Genomic DNA, 21,731 nt, shown 5'->3' with positions numbered 1-21,731 from the left:
GGGGCTGGCGTCCGGCCTGGGGCCGGGGTTCTACCTCGGGGGGTGCGGGGGGGGGAGCGCGCCGTCGCCCGCGGGGCGGCGCGCGGGCGACGGGCGGCTGCGGCTGCTGCTCGACGTGAAGGCGCTCCTCGATCCCGCCGTGCCGGGCGAGGCGGACGCGGCGAGAGCCCAGGCCGAGGCGTCGAGGCGCGCATGAGAGATCCCTCTCCCGTCCCAGCGGACCGCGCGCGAGGCGACGCCCCCGACGAGGAGGCGCGCTACCGGGCGGCGGTCGGGCTCGATCCCTCCGACGCGGACGATCGCGCGGTCCTGCTCCGGCTCCTCGGCGACGGGAGCTGGCGCGTGCGGATGGCGGCCGTGGAGCGCATCGCGTCGGCCCGTGATCCGGCGCCGCTCCTCCCGGCCCTCGTCGCGGCGCTCTCCTCCGGCGAGACCATCGGTGCGCGCGACGCCGCGGGGAGCGCCCTGGAGCGGCTCGGGGCGCTCGCGGTCGAGCCGCTCGTGGGCGCGCTCGACGCCGACGAGCCGCACCAGCGGCTCGCCGCCGTGGCGGTGCTGGGCGCGCTCGGGGATCGCCGCGCGGTCCCGCCCCTCGCGGCGCTCCTCGCGGATCCCGATCCGAACGTCCGCGGCGCCGCGGCGGAGGCGCTCGGGAAGATCGGCGGGCCGGCGGCGATCCCCACGCTCGCCTCCGCGCTCGACCTCGACGACGAGGGGCTCCGCCTCGCGGTGCTCGGCGCGCTCGGCGGGCTCGGGGCCTGCCCCCCGCCGGAGCGGATCGCGCCGTTCCTCCGGAACCGTGCCCTCTGCCGGCCGGTGTACCGGCTCCTCGGCGCGAGCGACGATCCCGCCGCGCCGCTGCTGCTCTCCCGCGGCCTCTCGGAGCGGACGCGCGGCGCGCGCGAGGCCGTCCTCGCCGGCGTCGGCCAGCAACGGGCTCGGCGTGCCTGCGAGGAGCTGGGGCCGATCGAGGTGGCCGCGCGTGACGCGGCGGCGCGGGACCCCGGGCTCGGCGACGCGTGCGCCGCCGCGCTGTCGAGCGAGGAGCCCTTCGTGGCGGTCGGCGCGGTGACCGTCCTCGGGTGGATCGCGGAGCCCCGCCACGTGCCCGCGCTGCTGCGGCGCGCCGAGGACGATCGCCTGCGGCCCCTGGTGGACGACGCGATCGCCCGCCTGCCGGCGCGCGCCGAGATGAAGGCCTCCCTGGCCGAGGTCATCCCGGAGCTCGGCCCGTTCGGCCGGAGCGCCGCCCTCGCCGCGCTCGCGCGGATGGGCAGCCCGGCGGCCCTCGAGAGCGTGATCCGCGACGCCAGCGATCCCGACGCGCTGGTCCAGGGCGAGGCGATCGCGGCGCTCGGGCGGCTCGGCGGGGCGCAGGCGGTGGCGCCGCTCGCCGGGCTCCTCGGGGACGACGATCCGGCCGTCTCGATGCAGGCGGCGAACGCGCTGGTCGAGCTGGCGCGAGGCTCGCCGGAGTCCGCGCCGGCCGTGCTCTCGGCGGTGCGGGACCGGGCCGACGCGTCCCCGTCCGCGGCGCTGTACCGCGTCCTCGGCGCGGTCGGCGGCCCGGAGGACGTGCCGCGCGTGGCCGCGGCGCTCCGGAACGACGCGGTGGTCCAGCGCGTGGCCGCCGCCGGCGCGATCGCGACGCTCGCGGCGCGGGGGCACGCGCGCGGCCGCCACGTCCCGGAGCTCGTCGCGGCGCTCGGGGACCCGGCCTGGCCGGCGCGGGCGGCCGCGGCCCGGGCGTTCGTCGCGCTCGCGGGCGCCAACGTCGGCGCCTGCGCGGGCGATCCCGCGGACGGCGAGCACCCGATCTGCACCCGGGCGCTCGACGCGCTCCGGGCGGCCCTCGGGGATCCGGAGCCGACCGTCCGGGCGGCTGCGGCGGAGGCGCTCGGCGCCACCGGGCGGCGGGATCAGCTCCCGGCGCTGATCGCGCTGCTGGCGGATCCGGAGGTGCCGGCGGTGGTGGCGGTCTCGGCGCTCCACGCGGTCTCGGCGCTCGGGCCGCCGCCGGAGGACGTCGTCGTCCGGGCCGCCGCGCACCGGGATCCGGAGGTGGCGAAGGCGGCGGTCGCGGCCGCCGTCCTCCTCCCCGCCGCCGAAGCCGGGCCCATCCTCCTCGGGGCCGCCGGGAGCGCGCGCTGGGACGTCCGGCGCGCCGCCGCCGTGGCCATGGCGGCGCGCCGGGATCCGGCGCTCCGCGCCGAGGCGGCGCGGCGGGCCGCCGAGGACCCCGATCCGCTCGTCGCGCGGGCGTTCGCCGAGGCGGCCGCGGCGCTCGCGCCCCGGTAGTCGCGCATGCTCGGCTCGGATCCGGCCGTCCCCGCGATGTCCGAAGAGGAGTTCAGGCTCCTCCGCGAGCTGTTCCACGCGCACTGCGGGCTCTGGTTCCGGGACGACAACCGCTACCTGCTGGAGCGGCGGCTCGGGCCGCGCGTCCAGGCGCTCGGGCTGAGGGACTTCTCGGACTACCACCGGCACCTGCGCTTCGATCCGGGGCGCGAGGCGGAGCTCGACGAGGCGACGGACGTCATCACCACGAACGAGACGTACTTCTTCCGCGAGCCGTACCAGCTCCGCGCGTTCTCGAGCGAGATCCTCCCCGCCCTCGCCCGGCGAAACGCCGGGGAGCGGCGGCTGCGGATCCTCTCGGCGGGGTGCTCGACGGGGGAGGAGGTCTACACGGTCGCGATGCTCGTCCGCGAGTCGCGGCTGTTCGAGGGCTGGGACGTGGACGTCGTCGGCTGCGACATCTCCCGCCGCTGCGTCGCGCATGCGCGCGCCGGCGCCTACGGCGAGCACGCGTTCCGCAACCCCGAGGTGGAGCCGCTGCGCCGGTGGTTCCGGCTCCGGGGCGGGAAGTGGGCCGTGGAGGAGGCGATCCGACGGTCGGTCCGCTTCCAGCGCGAGAACCTCCTCGACCCGGGGGCCCTCGCCACCGTCCCCCGGCTCGACGCCGTCTTCTGCCGGAACGTGATGATCTACTTCGACCTCGAGGCGCGGCGCCGCGTCCTCGCGCGCCTGCACGAGAAGCTCCGCCCTGGAGGGTGGCTGCTCCTCGGGCACTCGGAGTCCCTCCTGAACGTCACCGCGGCCTTCGAGCTCGTCCACCTCGAGGACGACCTCGTGTACCGGCGCCCCGAAGGTCCGGAGGAGTGGCCGTGACGCCGGGCGGGGTGCTCCGACCGCCGCCGGGCGCGCGGTGCCTGCGCGCGCTCGTCGTGGACGACTCCGGCGCGAGCCGCGCCGGGCTGGCGCGGATCCTCGGCGAGGCGGAGGGGTTCGTGGTGGTCGGGGCGGCGCGGGACGGCGAGGAGGCGCTGCGGGACGCGCTGCGGCTCCGCCCCGACGTGATCGTGCTCGACCTGCAGCTCCCGCGCATGGACGGGTTCACCTTCCTCCGGCTGCTCATGGACCGTTGCCCCACGCCCGTGATCGTCGTCTCCGCCCGGGCCGGGCGCAGCGACGTGTTCAAGGCGCTCGAGCTCGGCGCGCTCGACTTCGTCGCGAAGCCGGAGGCCGGCGGCGTCGCGGCGATCCGCGGCGCGCTCCTCGAGAAGTGCGCGATCGTCCGCGCGCTCCGGCTGGAGGACCCGCCGCCGGCGCGCCCCCTCCCACCGGGGCGCGTCGCCTCGGCGGCCGCCCAGGCGACGCTCCGGGTCGTCCTCCTCGGCGCCTCCACCGGCGGCCCGCGCGCCATCCCGAGCCTCCTTGCAGCGATCCCCGGCGACCTGCCCCTCGGGATCGTGGTCGCCCAGCACATGCCCGCGCGCTTCACCGCCGCCTTCGCGGAGCGCATCGGCCGGCGCACGCCCTTCAGCGCGCAGGAGGCCGCGGAGGGCGATCTCGTCGCCCCGGGGCGCGTCCTCGTCGCTCCGGGCGGCCATCACCTGGAGCTCCGGCGCGACGGGGAAGGGGCGCTGCGGGCGGCGATCCTGCCGCGCGGTGCGTCGAGGCGGGAGGCGGGGCACTGCCCCTCCGTCGATCGTCTCTTCGCCTCGGGGGCGCGGGTGCTCGGCGCCCGCGCCTGCGCCGTGGTGCTCACCGGGATGGGACAGGACGGGCGGAGCGGCGTGATCGAGGTGAAGCGCGCCGGCGGGCTCGCGCTCGCGGAGTCCGCGGAGACCGCCGTGGTATACGGGATGCCTCGGGCGGCCGCGGACACGGGCGCCGTGGACGCGGTCCTCGGCCTGCCCGCGCTCGCCGACGCCATCGTCCGGTTCGCCCGGGAGCCCTGAGCCGACATGTCACAGCACCTTCACGCGCTCGTCGTCGATGACAGCTCCGCCCTGCGAAAGCAGCTCTGCCACGCGCTCCGGCGGATCGCCGGGCTCACGACGACCGAGGCGACCGACGGGGCCGACGCATGGCGCAAGCTGAGCGCGGGGACGTTCGACCTGGTCCTCACCGACGTGAACATGCCCGTCCTGGACGGGCTCAAGCTGGTCGCGCTGATCCGCAGCGGCGGTCCGCACCGACGGGTGCCCATCCTCGTCATCACCACCGAGGGCGCCGAGGCCGATCAACGGCGCGCGATGAACGCCGGCGCCAGCGCCTATCTCATGAAGCCGGTGCAGGCGCAGCAGGTGGCGGAGGCCGTCCGGGGCCTGCTGCGGCTCGAGTGAGGGCGCCACGGCCCCGCCGCAGGCGGGCGAGGGGAGCCGACCGCCGATCGCGGGGCGAACCCGAACCCGAATGCGCACCCGATCTCCGTGCCCGTCACCCCGTGCCCGTGCCCCGTGCCCCGTGCTTCGACGGATGACGGATGACGGATGACGGGGACGGGGACGGGGACGGGGACGGGGACGGGGACGGGGACGGGGACGGGGACGGGGACGGGGACGGGGACGGGGACGGGGACGGGGACGGGGACGGGGACGGGGACGGGGACGGGGACGGGGACACGGGATCCGGGGCGGGGACACTCGGGTTCGCGTTCGCGTTCGCGTGCGGGTTCGGGTTCGGGTTCGGGTTCGTGCCGGGGGCGGGGCGGCACGCCCCGGAAGACGTCACGCAGGGTGGAGGGACCCCGCCGCAGGCGCCTGGGATTCAACACATCTCGGGCGGAGGGCAGGCCCGTCGAGGGGACCTTGCAGGCGAACGGCACTGAATGACGAGCGGTCTGGGCTCAGGAAGATGGAGAGACCGAGGCGCCGCAGTGCGGGGGAAACGTCTGCGCAAGATCGGCCCCGAAGAGGCCCGCGTTTCACCGATAGCGCTACGAGCGTCCGCCGGCACCATGGCCTGAGTCGCCCGTCGCGCTGCCGGCCGTTCGCGAGGCGGCCGATGGCTTCACGTTGAGCGTTGGGCCGCAGCCCTTTCGCGGGAACGCGATTTCACCAATCGGCTGTTGACGCGTTTTCCGTTGGGTGACGCTTCGCGAGCCCAGGTCGTCCGAATGTGCCTCTCTCGCAGCGTCGCGGTGGCGCCGTGCGTCGCGAGTCCGCGCGGAGCCGAGGCGCGAGGGACCGTTCCCGTTCTCGCGTCCAGGCGCGAATGCGTGCGCCTGGGGAGGTCGTGAAATCCCGTGAGACCATTGGTTCATGCACGCACGCGATCTCTCCGCCCGCCTCTCCGAGCTCCTCCGCCGCGAGCACGACTGCATGGCCGACTTCCTGGTCGCCCTCGCCGACTTCGATCGCCGGCGGCTCTGGGTCGAGCTCGGCTACTCGAGCCTGTTCTGGTTCCTCCATCGTGAGCTCGGGCTCTCGAAGGGGGCCGCGTTCTACCGGAAGACCGCGGCCGAGCTGGTGCAGCGGTTCCCCGAGGTCATCGAGCCGCTACGCGACGGGAGGCTTTGCATCTCGAGCATCGCGGAGCTGGCGAAGGTGATCTCGCTCGAGAACCGGGCCGAGGTTCTGCCGCGGTTCTTCCACCGCTCGAAGCACGAGGCGGCGGAGGTTGCGGCCGAGATCAAGCCGGTCGAGAAACCGCCGCGTCGTGAGGTCGTGACGGCGGTGCGCGCCCCGGCCACGGAGGAGGCCGTTTTGCGTCTCGAGGTCGCGGCGGCGGCGAGTCCGGGCGCGGCTCTCCCGGTTGCGGCTCCGAGCATCGTCACGGCGGCGCCATTCGAGCCCCTCGAGGCGCGAGGTTCGCCGGAAAACCCTGTCGATGCCAACTCTCCGCGCGCTGCGGCGCACGCCCCATCTTCCCGCGAGCCCCGTGGCACATCCATCGAGCCGCTCAGCGCCGACCTCCGGCGCCTTCATTTCAACGTCTCCCGCCGCTTCCTCGAGAAGCTCGACGCTGCGCGGGATGCGCTCTCCCATTCGCATTTCGGCGCCACCACGGAGGAGATCCTCGAGGTCGGCCTCGACCTCCTCATCGCCCGAAGCGCCAAGCGGAAGGGGCTCGTGCAGAAGCCGCTCGCGGAGCGCCGCCCCTCGAAGCCGGAGCACCTCTCCGCGGAGGTGAAGCGCCAGGTCTGGCTCCGCGATGGCGGCCGCTGCCAGTACCCCCTCGACTCCGGCGGCATCTGCGGCTCGACCTACCTGCTCGAGTTCGATCACCGCGAAGCCGAGGCCCTGGGCGGCCCGCCCACGGTCGAGAACATTCACCTTCTCTGTTTCTTTCATAACCAGCTCGCCGCTCGGAAGGTCTTCGGGGACGCCTGGATGGACCGGTTCAGGCGACGGTCGAACGGCGAGCTCTCCGACTCCGCACGTGTCAGGCGCGCGGGAACGCAGTCGCCGTGCGCAGTGAAGAAGAAGCGCTCGGGGTGAGCGGATGGCCGGCCCGGCTCTTCGGGCGAGCTGACCGGGCCGACGAGCGGCCACTGGACCTGCTCCGGCGCTCCCGCCGCCCGGCGCCGGGCGGCCGAGCGCCGCGGCGAGCGCCTCATAGCGCCTCTCCGTTGGGTCGAGCCCGTCGCGAGGCACACGATGCCGTCGCCGAGCCGGGGCACACGACGACGGAGCAGCGCAGGCGCTTCGAAGCTCCGTTCGCCCTGAGCGTAGGCGCGCGCTGCGCGCCGGAGTCGAAGGGCGAGCAGCGGACGGAGGAGTCTGCCCGGCGCAGGCAGGCAGCGTGCGCCGCAGCAGGGCTCAGGCCAATCGAGCGGCGCTGTCCGCATGCCGGTGAAGCACGGGCTTCTTCGGGGCCGATCTCGGCACTCCGGCCCCGGCTCACGGACGGCGCCCCGGCCTCCACCTCCTTCCCGAGCCAGCTTCACGGTTGCCGTGCAGGCGCGCTCGTCTTGCGGCCCCCCAGCACGAAACGCCTCGCGGAGCGGATGCGGGACTGGGACGATGTGATGAGGATCTGCGCCGCAGGCGGGGGGAGGGGCGCAGCCCCTCCGCGCGGGGACCGCGAGCGGACCCCGCGAAGCGGGGCGCGAGCGGTCACGGGCCCCGCGCAGCCGGGGCGGGGCGGCACGCCCCGCTAAGGTGTGATTCGCTCCATCATCCGCGGGAACGGGATCGTCTCGCGGACGTGGTGGAGCCCGCAGATCCAGGCGACGCACCGCTCGACGCCCATCCCGAAGCCGGCGTGCGGCACGCTCCCGTAGCGCCGGACGTCGAGGTACCACTCGAACGCCTCTGCCGGCAGGTCGTGGCGGGCGATCGCGGCCTCGAGCGTCGCGAGATCGTCCTCGCGCTGGCCGCCGCCGATGATCTCCCCGTAACCCTCGGGCGCGAGCACGTCGCAGCCGAGCGCGACCTTCGCGTCGGCGGGATCCCGCTTGAAGTAGAAGGCCTTCAGGTCCGACGGGTAGCGGTGGACCATCACCGGCCGGTCGTACTGCCGAGCGACGAGGGTCTCCTCGTCGCCGCCGATGTCGTCGCCCCACTTCATCGGGTGGCCGGTCCGCTGGATGACCTCCACCGCCTCCGTGTAGGTGATGCGCGGGAACGGCGCCCTCACGGCCTCGAGCTTCGAGACGTCGCGCTCGAGCACCGAGACCAGCTCGCGCCGGTGCGCCTCGAGCGCGGTCTGCACCACGTACTCGACGAGCTGCTCCATCAGCTCCATGTCGCCGTCGAGGTCCATGAAGGCGACCTCGGGCTCGACCATCCAGAACTCGGTGAGGTGGCGGCGCGTCTTCGACTTCTCGGCGCGGAAGGACGGGCCGAAGCAGTAGACCTTCCCGAGCGCCATCGCCGCGGCCTCCATGTAGAGCTGGCCGGACTGGGTGAGGTAGGCCTTGCCGAGGTCGAAGTAGGGGACCTCGAACAACGTGGAGGTCCCCTCGCAGGCGCTCGGCGTGAAGATGGGCGCGTCCACCAGCGTGAAGCCGCGCTGGTCGAAGAAGTCGCGGATCGCCTTCTCGACGGTGTGGCGCACCCGCAGGATCGCCTGCTGGCGCTGGGAGCGGAGCCAGAGGTGGCGCTGCTCCATGAGGAACGCGACGCCGTGGTCCTTGTGGCCGAGGGGGTACTCGCGGGCGGGCCGCGCGACGACCGCCAGGCTCCGCACGTCGAGCTCGAACCCGATGGGCGATCGTGCGTCCTTCTTCACGAGGCCGGTGACGGCGAGGCTCGACTCCTGGGGGAGGTGGTCCGCCTCGTGGAAGGCCTCGGGCGTGACGTTCCCCTTGAACACCACGCACTGGATGGTGCCCGTGCCGTCGCGGACCTGGAGGAAGTGGAGCTTGCCGGAGGAGCGGCGCGCGTACAGCCAGCCGTGGAGCGTGATCTCCTGCCCCTCGTGCTGGGCGATGTCGGCGATGTAGACGGTCGGGCGCATGGCGGCGGTGTCCCCGGGCGCGCCAGGGAGGGCGCGTGGCGAGGGAATATAGCCCACGCGGCCGCCGCCGCCCCGCGCACCGGCGGGGCGGGCCGGCGCCGGGCCGCCCGCCGCTGGAAAGGCAGACGGCGCGGGGAACGTTCGCTAATATGCGCGATCCACCATGTCGATGAACGAGCGATACGAACCCCATTCCATCGAGGCCCGCTGGCAGGAGCGCTGGGCGACCGCCGGCGTCTTCGAGGCGGGCCGCCGCCCCGGCGCCGAGAAGCGATACGTCCTCGAGATGTTCCCGTATCCGTCCGGCGCCATGCACATGGGCCACGGGCGCGTCTACACGATCGGCGACGCCCTCGCCCGCTACCTGCGGATGCGCGGGTACGACGTCCTCCACCCGATCGGCTTCGACGCCCTCGGCCTCCCCGCCGAGAACGCCGCCCTCAAGGACGGTCGGCACCCCGCCGAGCGCACCCGCGAGAACATCGTCGGGTTCCGCGCCGAGATGAAGAGCCTCGGCTACGGGTTTGACTGGGGCCGCGAGATCGTCACCGCCGACCCCGAGTACTACCGCTGGAACCAGTGGTTCTTCCTGAAGATGCTCGAGCGCGGCATCGTCTACCGCCGCCAGGGCAAGGCCAACTGGTGCACCGGCTGCCAGACCGTCATCGCGAACGAGCAGGTGGTGGACGGCCACTGCGAGCGGTGCGAGTCGCCGGTGGTCGAGAAGATCATCCCGGAGTGGGCGTTCCGGATCACCGCGTTCGCCCAGGACCTGCTCGACGGCCTCGACGGGCTGAAGGACTGGCCCGAGCGCGTCGTCACGATGCAGCGGAACTGGATCGGGAAGAGCGAGGGCGCCGAGGTCGACTTCGCCGTCCAGGGCTCCTCCGAGAAGATCAAGGTCTTCACGACCCGCGTGGACACGATCCACGGCTGCACCTACGTCGTCCTCGCGCCGGAGCACCCGCTCGTGGCGCGGGTCACCGCGCCGGCGCGGCGGGCCGAGGTCGAGGCCTTCGTCGCCCGGATGAAGCAGACCGACGTCGAGGCGCGGACGGGGGAGGGAGCGCCGAAGGAGGGCGTGTTCACCGGCGCCCACGCGGTGAACCCGTTCACCGGCGAGACCGTTCCGGTCTGGATCGCGAACTTCGTGCTCGCCGAGTACGGCACCGGCGCGGTGATGAGCGTCCCCGCCCACGACCAGCGCGACTTCGAGTTCGCGCGGAAGTACGGGCTGCCCATCCGCGTGGTGATCCAGCCGGAGCAGGGCGATCGGCTCCCGGCCGGCGACGCGCTCGCGGCCGCCTCCACCGAGGACGGCGTCCTCGAGGCGTCCGGCCCGTTCAGCGGGCTCCGCTCCGCCGACGCGCGCCGCCAGATGAGCGCGGTCGCGAAGGAGAAGGGCTTCGGCCAGCCGACGGTCCGCTGGCACCTGCGCGACTGGGGCTTCTCCCGCCAGCGGTACTGGGGCACCCCGATCCCGATCATCTACTGCGCGGAGCACGGCGCGGTCCCCGTCCCCGAGAAGGACCTGCCGGTCGTGCTGCCGCCGAAGGCGATCATCACCGGCACGGGGGAGCCGCCGCTCGCGAAGGTCCCGGAGTTCGTGAACACGACCTGCCCGATCTGCGGGAAGCCCGCGCGGCGCGAGGTCGAGACGATGGACACCTTCGTCGACTCGTCCTGGTACTACGCCCGGTACCTGTCGCCGAAGGACTCGACCCGCCCGTTCGATCCGGAGCAGGCGCGGCGCTGGCTGCCGGTGGACGTCTACGTCGGCGGCCCCGAGCACGCCGTGATGCACCTGCTGTACTTCCGGTTCTGGCACCGGGTGATGCGGCAGCTCGGGCTCGTCTTCGAGGACGAGCCGACGCGGCGGCTCGTCACGCAGGGCATCGTCAACGGGCCGGACGGCCGGAAGATGTCGAAGCGCTGGGGCAACGTCGTCGCCCCGGGCCCGATGGTGAAGAAGTACGGGGCCGACACGCTCCGCCTCTTCATCCTGTTCGCCGCGCCGCCGGAGAAGGACATCGACTGGTCCGACGAGCAGGTGGACGGCCTCTTCCGCTTCCTCGCCCGCGTCTGGCGCATCTTCGTCGCGCGCCAGGAGTGCTTCGGGGCCCCCGCGGCCGCCCTCGCCCAGGCGAGCGGCGACGCCCTCGAGCTCCGCCGGCGGACGCACCGGACCATCCAGCGCGTCACCGACGCGTTCGAGAAGGAGCTCAAGTTCAACACCGGCATCGCCGCGCTGATGGAGCTCGTGAACGCGCTCTACCAGCTCGAGCCGAAGACCGACCCGGACCGCGCGGCGGTCCGGGAGGCGCTCGTCGCCGTGGCGACCCTGCTGTCGCCGTTCGCGCCGCACGTCGCCGAGGAGCTCTGGCACGAGATGGTCGGCGCCGCGGGCGCCGACCGGCTGCTCGCGGCCGAGCCGTGGCCGACCTTCGACCCGACGCTGGTGGCGGCCGACACGGTCACCATCGCGGTGCAGGTGAACGGGAAGCTCCGCGGCGAGGTCCAGGCCGCCGCCGCCGCCGGTCAGGACGAGGTCCGCGCCCTGGCCGAGGCCGACGAGAAGGTGCGCTCGCACCTCCAGGGGAAGACCGTCCGCAAGGTGGTCTTCGTCCCGAAGCGGCTCATCAACTTCGTCGTGGGGTAGCGATGCGTCCTCCGCTCCGCGCCGCCGTCGTCGTCGTCCTCGCCGCGGTCGCCGCCCTGGCGGCCGGCTGCGGCTACTCCTTCTCCCAGCGGTACGTCGCCGCGGGCGGGATCGACCGGATCCACGTCCGGGCGTTCGAGAACCGCTCGGCGGATCCGGAGGTCGGCGCGGCGGTCACGGCGGCGCTGCGGGAGGAGCTGGCGCGCCGCGGCGCCGAGGCCGGCGACGGCGCGCCGGCGTGGCTCGAGGGCGAGGTGCGGACCGGGGAGTCGGCTCCCTCGACCCCCGGCGCCGCGACGTTCCACCTCTCGCTGGAGGTCCGGGCCCGGCTGGTCGTCGACGGCAAGACGAAGGCGGAGCGGACCATCCGGCGGGAGACCGATCACCTCAGCGGGGCCGACGCGCTCGAGACCGAGGGGCGCCGCGCCGTCGTCCTCCGCCGCCTCGCGTCCTCCGCCGCGGCCGAGCTGCTGCACGCGCTGGAGTAGGCCCGCGGACGGGCACACGGCCCCCGTGCCCCGAACGCGAACCCGACCCCGATCTCTCCGTGCCCGTCCCCCGGGCCGGCGCCTGACGCGCGATCTGCTCTCCGGGCTCGTGATCGGCCCGAGGCGCGCTTGCGGACCCTGCCGAGAGCAGCGCCGGTCCGTGCCCCCATGACGAACGCCGCGACGGTGGCATAGCCACCTCGCGGCGAGCGGTTCTTCGATGGAGTGTGGCGCTACTGCGCGGCAGGGGCCGCAGGCTTCGCGACCGCCCGCGCCAGCCGGGAGATCTTCCGGCTCGCGGCGTTCTTGTGGAGCACGCCCTTCGTCGCGGCCTTGCCGATCGTCTTCTCGGCGGCCTTGAGCGCCTGCGCGGCGGCCGAAGCGTCGCCCTTGGCGATCGCCTCGCGGACCTTCTTCACGGCAGACTTCACGCCGGTGCGGACCTGGGTGTTGCGGGCCCGGCGCTTCTGCGCCTGACGGTTGCGCTTCTCGGCCGATGCGGTGTTCGCCAAGTGTCTCTCTCCAATGGGTTCGAGGGCGCGCTATCTATCGCCCATCGCGAGCGCGGTCAAGGGGTTATGGCGCATTCGATGGACGCCCGTGCGCGGGTCCGTGGACCGTGGGAGGCGTGGGGAGTCCAGCCACGTTCGAGCCGGACCTGCGCCGCCGAGCCACAGCCAGGAAAGGCCTGGGGCCCAGCAGCGTCCTGCGCGATCGCCTCGCGTCGCCTACGGCCACGCGGCCCCCGCGAGCACACCCTCCGGGCAGGCCTGGAAATCAGCGCACCGGAGAGGGGGTGCGTCGCGCACCGGCATGGCGCGCGGCCCGGAGAGTCATGCGGTCCGTCGAGTTATCCACCGTTGCCCTTTTCGGGGCCAGTCCGGTGTGCCTCATTCCACACCCATGCGGAGAACCGCTGGGATATCGCGGTGTAACCCCGCGAGATCACGTTGCAACCGCAGATGGGCGGATCGCGCTCCGGCGCGGCGGGATCGCTGATACCAGGGCTCCGGGAGCCCTGCCCACAGAGTTATCCACGAGTTTTCCCCAAATTCCGTGGAGAGCTCTCCGGAGGGGGCGAGCTGCCGGTTTTCGCTTGACCCCGCTCGATCTCCTTCGCCTCGTCCCAGATCGCGTCCATCTCGGCGAGGGTCGCGCCGCCATGGGGGACCCCGCGGCGGGCGAGCTCGCGCTCCACGTGCCCGAAGCGGCCGATGAAGCGGCCGATCGCGCCTCGGAGCGCCTCCTCGGGGGGGAGGCCGAGCTTGCGGCCGAGGTTGGCGACGGCGAAGAGGAGATCGCCGAGCTCGTGCTCGAGGGCGTCCCGGTCGCCGCTCGCGATGGCCTCGTCGAGCTCGGCCAGCTCCTCGGTGACCTTCTCCCTCGCGCCGGACGCGTCCGGCCAGTCGAACCCGATCCGGCTCGCCTTCTCGGTGAGCCGGTCGGCGCGGGCGAGCGCCGGCATCTCGCGCGGCACGCCCTCGAGCACGCTCTCCCCGCCGCCCTTCGCCTTCTTCTCCTCGCGCTTGAGCGCCGCCCACTGCCGGAGCACGCCCTCGGCGTCCTTCACCTCGGCGTCGCCGAAGACGTGTGGGTGCCTGTGGACGAGCTTGTCGGAGATCGCCTCCGCCACGTCGGCGAAGTCGAAGGCGCCCTCCTCGCGCCGGAGCTGCGCCTGGAAGACGATCTGCAGCAGGAGATCGCCGAGCTCCTCGCGATGGTTCCCGAGGTCGTTCGCGTCGATCGCCTCGAGGACCTCGTAGGTCTCCTCGAGCACGTAGGGCCGGAGGGAGCGGAGGGTCTGCTCGCGATCCCACGGGCAGCCGCCCGGGCCGCGGAGCCGCTCCATGATCCCGAGCAGCCGTTCGATGGCATCTGCGTTCCGTGACATGTCCGCCTTCTTAGCCCGGGAGCGCCCGTGCTAGCATCCCGTTCTCGCGTGGCCTCCCGCGGAAAGACCGTCCTCGCCGCCTGCGCCCTCCTCGCCGCCCTCGTGGCGACGTCCGGGCCCGCGCTCGCCCAGGTCGCCGCGCCGCGGATGGTCGAGGACGGCGAGGAGCTCGCGGACGAGCCGGCGGGCGCGGAGCCGATCGCCGCGCCGCCCCCCGCCGTGCCCCCGCCCGCGGCGCCCCGCGACGCCGCCCGGGAAAGATCGGCGTCCGCCGGTTCGCCCACCGCCGGCCCCGCCGCGGGGGCGTCGCCCGGCGCCGCAGTGCCCGGGGACGCGCCGGCGCCGGCGGTCGCCGCCGAGACCGCGCGCGCGATCGAGCCGGTGAAGGCGCGCTGGACGGACGTGATGGCGCGCTGGGCGGAGCGACGCGCCGCGGTCCGCGAGGGCGATCCGGCCCGGGCCCAGGCGGCGCAGCAGGCGCTCCTCGACGTCCGGCGCCAGCTCGGGATCGAGAACCTCGTCTCGTTCTCGGCCGCGGAGGTCCGCGAGGCGGACCGGGCGATCGCCTCGCACCTGCCCGCCGAGGCGCTCGGACACGCGGAGCTGGCGGTCGCGCTCGCGCCGGATCACCCGGACGCGCACCTCGCCCGGGCGCGCGCCCTCTTCGCCACCGCGCCGGCGAGGCCCGGCCCGGTGCTGGGCGCGCTGGGCGACGCCGCCGCCGCCGCGCTGCGCGAGCCCCACACCCGGCGGGCCTTCCTCGGGGACCTGCTCGCCGCGGCGCTCGCGGCGGCCTTCACCGGCGCCGCCGCGGTGCTCCTGCTGCTCCTGCTCCGCAGGCTGCGCCTGTTCCTCCACGACTTCCATCACCTGCCGCTCCTCCGCGGGTCGGCCTCGATCCAGACGGGCTTCCTCGCGATCGTCCTGCTCGCGACGCCCGTCGCGTTCGGGGTCGGGCCCCTCGCGACGCTCGCGGTCGTCGCGCTCGCCGCCTGGCTGTACCTCGATCTCCACGAGCGGCTGGTCGCGACCGCCGCGCTCGCGGCGCTCCTCGCCCTCCCGTGGGCGGCCGGGGCGGCCGCCCGGATGACCGCGTGGACCGGCTCGCTCGCGGAGGTGGTGCACGAGATCGAGCACGGGGCGCTCTCCGACGAGGACGCCGCCGCGCTCACCGCCCGGGCGGAGCAGGCCGGCGGCCCGGCCCCGCTCTTCGCGGCGCTCGGTCGCCACGCGAAGCGGCGCGGCGACCTCGACGGCGCGCTCCGGCTGTACCGGGCGGCGGCCGCCGCGGACGCCCGCGCGCCGGAGCTGGACGTGGACGTCGGGAACGTCCTCTTCCTGAAGGGCGATCTCGAGGGCGCGAAGGCCGCGTACCTCGCGGCGCAGGACCGGGCCGCGGGCGATCTCGTCGTGCTCGGCGCGGCGCACTACGACCTCTCGAAGCTGTACCTGCGCACCTCGGAGATGGCGAAGAGCGGCCTGAGCCGCGAGCGCGCCGAGAGCGAGGCGGGCGACTTCCTGAAGGCGCACGGCTCGGACGAGGACTTCTCGGCGAACCGGTACCTCGTGGACGTGCCGGTGCCGCCCGCCAAGATCGCCGCGCTCGCCGCCAGCGACGGGAGCCCGACCGCGGTCCGCGCCTGGGTCGAGGCGCGGCTGCTCGGGAAGGTCCCGCGCGCGCTCTGGCCCTGGGGCGCGGTGGGGTTCGTCGCCGGGCTGTGGCTGCTCACGCTGCTGGCCCCGCGGCTCGCGCCGGCGCAGGCGTGCGACCGCTGCGGCGGGCCCGTGTGCCGGCGCTGCGACGCCGGGGCGGGCGTCCTCTGCGGCCAGTGCGTCAACGTGTTCGTGAAGAAGGGCGTCGTGGACGCGCGCGACCGGCTCCGCAAGGAGGCGCAGGTCCGGCGCCACGCGCACCTCGCCCGCACCGTGACGCGGATCCTCGCGGTCGTCGGCGGCGGGGCGGGCCAGCTCTGGGACGGCGCCCCGGCGCGCGGCGCGCTCGTCATGGTGGCGCTCCTGTTCCTCGGCTTCCTGGTCTGGTTCTGGCGCGGGATCATGCCTCCCCCGCAGCCGTCGCCGTACGTCCTCTTCGGCAAGATCGTGGTGGCCATGCCGCTCGGCGTGGCCCTGTGGGCCCTCGCGGTGCGCGACGCGTTCCGCCGGACCCGGAGCTGACGATGGCGCTCCAGGGGACCCTCAAGGACTTCGGGATCGCCGAGATCCTCCAGCTCATCGGCCAGCAGGCGAAGAGCGGCGTGCTCCACCTCGAGAACGGCGACGACGAGATCCACATCGCCATCGCCGAAGGGAACGTCGTCCGCGCGGAGTCGGCCGGGCGGAAGACGCGGGAGCGGCTCGGCGCGATGATGGTCCGGGCCGAGCTCATCACGCGCGAGGAGCTCGAGTACGCCCTCGACGTCCAGAAGCGGACGCTCCGGCGCGTCGGCGACATCCTCGCGGAGCTCTCCTTCGTCTCGAAGGAGGACCTGCGGGAGATGACGGCCCTCCAGACGACCGAGACGATCTACCGGCTCTTCGCCTGGAAGAGCGGCACCTACGCGTTCGAGGCGGGCGACGTCGAGTGGGACCGCGAGACGGTCACGCCGCTCCGGGCGGAGTCGGTGCTGATGGAGGGGTTCCGCCGGGTGGACGAGTGGCCGATGATCCGGCGGCGGATCCCGTCCACCGCGGTGACCTTCCAGCGGCTGAAGCCGCTCGAGCCGGAGCGGCCGGAGCGGGCGGCGGCGCGGGCGCCGCGGGCCGACGACGTGGACGCGGCGTTCGACGCGTTCGGCGGCGACGAGCCGGAGGAGAAGAAGGGCGACTTCGCCACGCTCGGGGCGAAGGAGCGCCGGGTGCACGCCCTCGCGACGGCGGGCCGGACGGTGGAGAAGATCGTCGATCTGTCCCGGCTCGGCGAGTTCGAGACGTGCAAGGCGCTCGCGAACCTCGTGAACCTCGGGTACCTCGAGGCCGTCGTCCCGGCGAGCCGGGCCGCCGCGGCCGTCGGCGCGTACGCGCACGACTGGCACGCGCGCATCAAGGCGGGCGCGGCGCGGGTGCTCGCGACCGTCGCCATCGCCGCCGCGCTCGCGGGCATCGCGTACTGGGTCGATCAGAAGGGGCTCGCCTGGGGCGAGCCGCACGACGGCACCACGCTGCGCGACAACGCGGCCCAGCGGTTCCTCGCCCGGTACCAGATCGAGCGGCTGCGCGGCGCGCTCGAGGTGTACCGCCTGGAGCGGGGCGAGTACCCCGATCGCCTCGGCGACCTGGTGGACGCGGGGCTCGCCAGCCCGCGCGATCTCCGCTACCCGTGGGCCGCCGAGTACTACTACCGGCGCGCCCCCGCGGGCCGTCCGGTGCTGCTCCCGCCCGTCGAGTGAAGGCGCGCCACCCTCGGCTCCGCCCGGTCGCGACGCCGGCCGGGTGCGCGGGGGCGTCGCCGCCATGCCGGGGGCCTGGAGCTGGGTTATGGTCCCGCGCGGAGGGCTCTCCCCGAGCGCGCGGCGCGCGCCGCGCCCCGGCGAGCCCAGGCACACGAAGGAGGCGCGGTTGGGCCAGATCGCAGCGGAACCCCTCAAGACGGCGCGGCTCGAGTTCACGGACAACGACCGGGTCCGCGCCCTGTGCGGCGCCCACAGCGAGAACCTGAAGCTCATCGAGAAGCGGCTCGGGGTCCAGCTCGGCCTCCGCGGCGGGCAGATCGTCGTCGCCGCCGCGGACGAGGCCCGGCTCCTGATGGCCGAGTCGCTCGTGAATCAGCTCTACGAGCTGGTGGAGCAGGGCTACCCGCTCTACCTCGAGGACGTCGATCAGGCGACGAAGCTCGCCAGCCAGGGCGTGCCGCTCCGCGAGATCTTCGGCGACACCGTGTTCGTCTCCGCGCGCCACCGGATCATCACGCCGAAGGGGCTCGCGCAGAAGCGCTACATCCAGGCGATCCGCGACGACGACATCGTGTTCGGCATCGGCCCCGCGGGCACGGGGAAGACGTACCTCGCGATGGCGATGGCGGTGTCGTTCCTGGTCGAGCGCAAGGTGAAGCGCATCGTCCTCACCCGCCCCGCCGTCGAGGCCGGCGAGAAGCTCGGGTTCCTGCCGGGCGACATCGCGGAGAAGGTGAACCCGTACCTGCGGCCGCTCCACGACGCGCTCTTCGACATGGTGGACTACGAGAAGGCCACCGCCTTCATCGAGCGCGGCACGGTGGAGGTCGCGCCGCTCGCCTTCATGCGCGGCCGCACCCTGAACGACGCGTTCATCATCCTCGACGAGGCGCAGAACACCACCGAGGAGCAGATGAAGATGTTCCTCACGCGCCTCGGCTACGGGTCGAAGGCGGTGGTCACGGGCGACGTGACGCAGGTGGACCTCCCGACCGGGCGCGGCTCGGGGCTCGTGGAGGTCCAGAAGGTGCTGCGCGGCGTGGAGGGCGTCTCGTTCTGCGCGTTCAACGAGATCGACGTGGTGCGTCACCCGCTGGTGCAGGAGGTCGTGCGGGCCTACGACACGTACGACGCGGAGCGTCGCGCCCGGGCGGACGCGGCCAAGGCGGAGAAGGAGCGGGCGCGCCAGGCGGCCTCGGCGGAAGGCGGGCAGGCGGGCGGGTGAGCCGCCGGCCGGGGAAGGGTCCCCCCAGGGTCGGTTGTTCCAGCGATCGCCCTGGATCCCCGTTGCCATCCGCGGATCGCGGTGACACCCTGGCTCGCCTTGCGTCAGTCATCCCACATGAACCCACCCTCGGACCAGGCGGACTGCGGCGGCGAACCCGCGCCCGCGTGCGTGGACTGGCCGGGGCGCGTGATGCGCTTCGGTCTCGTCGCCCTGGTCGCCGCCGCGTGCGGCTGGCTCCTCGCGCCCGGCGCGGTCCACCGGCTCCCCGGGGGCGACGCGCTCGGTACGCCGGCCGCGGCGACCATCAAGGCGGATCGCGACTACGACATCGTCGACGAGGAGGCGACGGCGCGCCGCCGCGCCGAGGAGGCGGGGGCGGTCCGGCCGGTGTACGACCTCGAGGAGGGCGCCGCCGACGAGGCCGTCGCGCGCGTCCACGCCGCCTTCGATCTGATGCGCGACGAGGAGCGCGCCCTGCCGCTCCCCCGGCGCGAGGCGCGCGACGCGCGGGAGATGGCGGAGCTGGAGCGCCGGTACGCGGCCCAGCGCGACGGCTTCGTCTCCCGGCTCCAGGTGGTGGTCCGCGACGAGGACCTGGGCGCGCTGATGAAGGCGCGCTTCTCCGAGAGCGTGGAGCGGGACCTCGCCGCGCTCGCCCAGCGCGGCCTGTCCGGGATGGTCGTCGAGGACCTGAAGCTCCTCCCGGCCGATCACGAGCTGGGGTTCGTGATCCGGACCTTCCGCAGCGGCGCGCTGCAGGGCGAGCAGGTCCTCGCGGATCGCGCGCTCGTCCGCGGCGTCGCGACGGCGCGCGAGGAGGTGGCGCGCACCGCGGCGGCGCGGCTCGCGAAGGAGCCGCCGGCGCTCCGGGCCGCGGTGGTCCGGCTCGCCGCCGCGATGGTCCGCCCCACGCTCGCGCACGACCAGGCCGAGACCGAGCGCCGCCGCGCCGAGGCGGCGGCGCGGGTGAAGCCGGTCGTCATCCCCGTCAAGCGGGGCGAGAAGATCATCGGCGACGGCGAGCGGATCGAGAAGCGGCACCTGGTGGTGTTCGACGGGATCCGCGCCCAGCGGAAGGGGGAGGATCTCGCCCACCTGCGGATCGGCGGCGGGCTCCTCGCGGCGCTCATCGTGTCGGTGCTCTGGCGCGTGGCGCGCAGGAACGTCTCCCGGTTCCGCCCGGCGCGGCGGGACGCGCTCCTCCTCGCGGTGGTGCTCGTCCTCACCCTCGGGATGGGGGCCCTCGCCCTGACGATCGCCGACGCGCTCCACGAGCGGTTCCCCGCGCTCCCGCCCCCGGCGCTCTCGTACCTCGTCCCGTTCGCGGCGGGCGCGATGATCGCGCGGCAGGTGCTCGCGGCCGAGGCGGCGCTGCTGCTCGCGGTGGCGACGGGGCTCGCCGCGGGGCTCCTCGCGGGCCAGTCGCTCGCGTTCGCGCTCTACGCGACCCTGACGTCGGTGGCCGCGGCGGGGGTCGTCCAGAGCGGCCGCGATCGGGCCGGGTTCTTCCGCGCGGGGCTCGCGGTGGGCGGCGTCGGGGTCGCCGTCGTCGTCGCGCTCGGGCTCTACGGCGGCCGGAGCGCCGTCGAGATCGCCGCCGCCGCGGCCGCGGCGCTGGCGGGGGGCGCGGTGCTCCTGCCGGTCGTGGTGGTCGGCTCGCTCCCGGTGATCGAGGGCGTCTTCGGCTACGTCACCGACGTGAAGCTGCTCGAGCTCGCCAACCTCAACCACCCCGCGCTCAAGGAGCTGATCGTCCAGGCGCCCGGGACGTACCACCACTCGATCCTGATGGGCTCGCTGGTGGAGGCGGGGGCGCAGGCGATCGGCGCGAACCCGCTCCTCGCGAGGGTCTGCGCCTACTACCACGACCTCGGGAAGATCCGGAACCCGCTCTACTTCGCGGAGAACCAGCGCGGCGGCGAGAACCGCCACGACGCCCTCGCCCCCTCGATGAGCGCGCTGATCGTGAAGCGCCACGTGACGGACGGGCTCGAGCTGGCCCGGCACTGGCGCCTCCCCCGGCCCGTGCAGGACGTCATCCCGCAGCACCACGGCACGCGCTCGGTCGGCTACTTCTGGGCGAAGGCGCAGCACGCGGCCGAGGAGGGCGGGGGGCGCAGCGCGGCGCTCGACGAGGCGCTCTTCCGCTACCCGGGGCCGAAGCCGCAGAGCCGCGAGGCCGCGCTCGTGATGATCGCCGACGCGTGCGAGGCGTCGGCCCGCGCCGACGTGGATCCCACCGGCGACGCGCTCCGCGGCGTCGTCTCGAAGCGGATCAACGAGATCTTCAGCGAGGGACAGCTCGACGAGTGCGAGCTGACGCTGCGCGATCTGAACGCCATCGCCGCGGCGATGGTCCGCGCGCTCGAGGCGATCTACCACACGCGCCCCGAGTACCCGGGCAAGGCGCCGCGGGACGAGGACGAGAGCCGGCGCCCGCCCGTCCAGCTCGTGGCCAAGTCATGATCGTCCGTCTCTCCTCGGAGCACCCGGACGGGGCCCGTGCCGCCCGGCGGCTGCGCGGGCGGGCCGCGACCTTCCTCGCCGCCGTCGGCCGGGACGACGCGGAGCTGTCGATCCTCCTCGTCACGGATCGCCGCATCCGGTCCCTGAATCGCGAGTGGCGAGGGAAGGACCGGGCGACCGACGTCCTGTCGTTCCCCATGTCCGAGCCGGCCGGTTCTGGGTCGCTCCTCGGGGACGTGGTAATCTCGCTCGACACCGCGACGCGGCGGAGCCGCGCCGAGGGGCGACCGGTCGGAGCGGAGCTGGATCGCTACCTGGCGCACGGCATCCTCCACCTGCTCGGGTACGACCATGAGCGCGAGGAGGACGCCCGCGTGATGGCCGCGAAGGAGGCCGAGCTGGCCCGGGCAGAGGGGCTCGTGGGCGCGGCGCTCCGCAGCACCCGGCGCGTTGGCCGCGCCGGCGTAGAGGGAAGATGGACCCGTTCGCAGACATCGATCTCGACTCCGAGTCCGTCTGGCTCGACGACGCGTGGTACACGCGCGAAGAGCTCGCGCGCCGGATCAAGGAGATGATCGAGGCCGGCGACTTCCGCGTGTCGCGCCCGAGCCAGGCGCTCGAGCGGCTCGAGGCGGCCCTCGCCCAGGCCCGGGTCGTCGCGGTGCGGATGCCCGCCGAGCTCGCCGAGGCGGTGTCCGACACGGCGGCGCGCCTCGGCCGCCCGGTCGGCCACCTGATCCGGGAGGCGATCGCCTACTACCTCGCCGCGGCGGCGGCGTACGGCGCCGGCCCGTCCCAGGAGGCCACCGCCGCTCCGTCCACCGGCGTGGACGTGGACCTGCACGGCGAGGGCGGCGCCGAGGACACCTTCTTCAAGAAGGCCCGCTGACCGTTCGCGCGGCGGCCCGCTCGCCGCGCT

General features: G+C 74.4%; 16 protein-coding genes and 1 pseudogene. 14 read left to right on the top strand and 3 right to left on the bottom strand.

What is annotated here, in order from left to right; all coding sequences use genetic code 11:
- The 6 genes and pseudogenes from MNZ27_RS14970 to MNZ27_RS14945 all read left to right on the top strand — a co-directional run.
- A pseudogene (locus tag MNZ27_RS14970) lies at nt 1–196 on the top strand (hypothetical protein); the annotation flags it as partial.
- Nucleotides 193–2,298: a HEAT repeat domain-containing protein gene (locus MNZ27_RS14965; protein ID WP_242394891.1), complete on the top strand. Its 2,106-nt coding sequence runs from the start codon at nt 193–195 to the stop codon at nt 2,296–2,298. The pseudogene MNZ27_RS14970 and the gene MNZ27_RS14965, both read left to right, overlap by 4 nt.
- A gap of 6 nt (nt 2,299–2,304) precedes the next feature.
- Nucleotides 2,305–3,171: a CheR family methyltransferase gene (locus tag MNZ27_RS14960; RefSeq protein ID WP_242394890.1), complete on the top strand. Its 867-nt coding sequence runs from the start codon at nt 2,305–2,307 to the stop codon at nt 3,169–3,171.
- Nucleotides 3,168–4,244, top strand: a complete 1,077-nt coding sequence (gene cheB, locus MNZ27_RS14955; protein WP_242394889.1) for a chemotaxis-specific protein-glutamate methyltransferase CheB — start codon at nt 3,168–3,170, stop codon at nt 4,242–4,244. The genes MNZ27_RS14960 and cheB overlap by 4 nt, the downstream gene beginning before the upstream one ends.
- Before the next feature lie 6 nt (nt 4,245–4,250).
- Nucleotides 4,251–4,631: a response regulator gene (locus tag MNZ27_RS14950; RefSeq protein ID WP_242394888.1), complete on the top strand. Its 381-nt coding sequence runs from the start codon at nt 4,251–4,253 to the stop codon at nt 4,629–4,631.
- Between the two features lie 918 nt (nt 4,632–5,549).
- Nucleotides 5,550–6,728 carry an HNH endonuclease gene (locus MNZ27_RS14945; protein WP_242394887.1) on the top strand — a complete coding sequence of 393 codons (1,179 nt, stop codon included), beginning with the start codon at nt 5,550–5,552 and terminating at the stop codon, nt 6,726–6,728.
- Between the two features lie 658 nt (nt 6,729–7,386).
- On the opposite strand, the gene asnS is transcribed toward MNZ27_RS14945, so the two are convergent.
- Nucleotides 7,387–8,691, bottom strand: a complete 1,305-nt coding sequence (gene asnS, locus MNZ27_RS14940) for an asparagine--tRNA ligase (RefSeq protein WP_242394886.1) — start codon at nt 8,689–8,691, stop codon at nt 7,387–7,389.
- Nucleotides 8,692–8,854: 163 nt separating this feature from the next.
- Between asnS and leuS the strand changes: the two genes are divergently transcribed.
- Nucleotides 8,855–11,350 carry a leucine--tRNA ligase gene (leuS, locus tag MNZ27_RS14935; RefSeq protein WP_242394885.1) on the top strand — a complete coding sequence of 832 codons (2,496 nt, stop codon included), beginning with the start codon at nt 8,855–8,857 and terminating at the stop codon, nt 11,348–11,350.
- 2 nt (nt 11,351–11,352) lie between these two features.
- Nucleotides 11,353–11,838, top strand: coding sequence for an LPS assembly lipoprotein LptE (gene lptE, locus MNZ27_RS14930; protein ID WP_242394884.1), 486 nt, complete (start codon nt 11,353–11,355; stop codon nt 11,836–11,838).
- A 233-nt stretch (nt 11,839–12,071) separates the two neighbouring features.
- Here lptE and rpsT read toward each other — a convergent pair whose 3' ends face one another.
- On the bottom strand, nt 12,072–12,350 hold the full coding sequence (rpsT, locus tag MNZ27_RS14925; RefSeq protein WP_242394883.1) for a 30S ribosomal protein S20: 279 nt from the start codon (nt 12,348–12,350) through the stop codon (nt 12,072–12,074).
- Nucleotides 12,351–12,868: 518 nt separating this feature from the next.
- A complete protein-coding gene (mazG, locus tag MNZ27_RS14920) occupies nt 12,869–13,729 on the bottom strand; it encodes a nucleoside triphosphate pyrophosphohydrolase (protein ID WP_242394882.1) in 861 nt (286 codons plus the stop codon).
- 48 nt (nt 13,730–13,777) lie between these two features.
- Between mazG and MNZ27_RS14915 the strand changes: the two genes are divergently transcribed.
- From MNZ27_RS14915 to MNZ27_RS14890, 6 genes are all read left to right on the top strand, one after another.
- Nucleotides 13,778–15,904 (top strand): hypothetical protein, encoded by a 2,127-nt coding sequence (locus MNZ27_RS14915; protein WP_242394881.1) that lies wholly within the window; start codon nt 13,778–13,780, stop codon nt 15,902–15,904.
- Between the two features lie 2 nt (nt 15,905–15,906).
- Nucleotides 15,907–17,115, top strand: a complete 1,209-nt coding sequence (locus MNZ27_RS14910; protein WP_242394880.1) for a DUF4388 domain-containing protein — start codon at nt 15,907–15,909, stop codon at nt 17,113–17,115.
- A gap of 169 nt (nt 17,116–17,284) precedes the next feature.
- Nucleotides 17,285–18,343 (top strand): PhoH family protein, encoded by a 1,059-nt coding sequence (locus MNZ27_RS14905; protein ID WP_242394879.1) that lies wholly within the window; start codon nt 17,285–17,287, stop codon nt 18,341–18,343.
- A 117-nt stretch (nt 18,344–18,460) separates the two neighbouring features.
- Nucleotides 18,461–20,812, top strand: coding sequence for an HD family phosphohydrolase (locus MNZ27_RS14900; RefSeq protein WP_242394878.1), 2,352 nt, complete (start codon nt 18,461–18,463; stop codon nt 20,810–20,812).
- Entirely contained in the window at nt 20,809–21,387 is a 579-nt protein-coding gene (gene ybeY / locus MNZ27_RS14895; RefSeq protein WP_242394877.1) for an rRNA maturation RNase YbeY, read from the top strand. The genes MNZ27_RS14900 and ybeY overlap by 4 nt, the downstream gene beginning before the upstream one ends.
- The gene (locus MNZ27_RS14890) at nt 21,288–21,701 is read left to right on the top strand and encodes a ribbon-helix-helix protein, CopG family (RefSeq protein ID WP_242394876.1); all 414 of its coding nucleotides are present in this window, start codon (nt 21,288–21,290) and stop codon (nt 21,699–21,701) included. The genes ybeY and MNZ27_RS14890 overlap by 100 nt, the downstream gene beginning before the upstream one ends.
- The last annotated feature ends 30 nt before the right edge of the window (nt 21,702–21,731 follow it).

The organism is Anaeromyxobacter oryzisoli (genome assembly GCF_022690765.1).
Classification (GTDB): Bacteria; Myxococcota; Myxococcia; order Myxococcales; family Anaeromyxobacteraceae; genus Anaeromyxobacter; species Anaeromyxobacter oryzisoli.
Note: the sequence above shows the minus strand (reverse complement) of the source record. Positions and strands in the feature narration are given on the sequence as shown.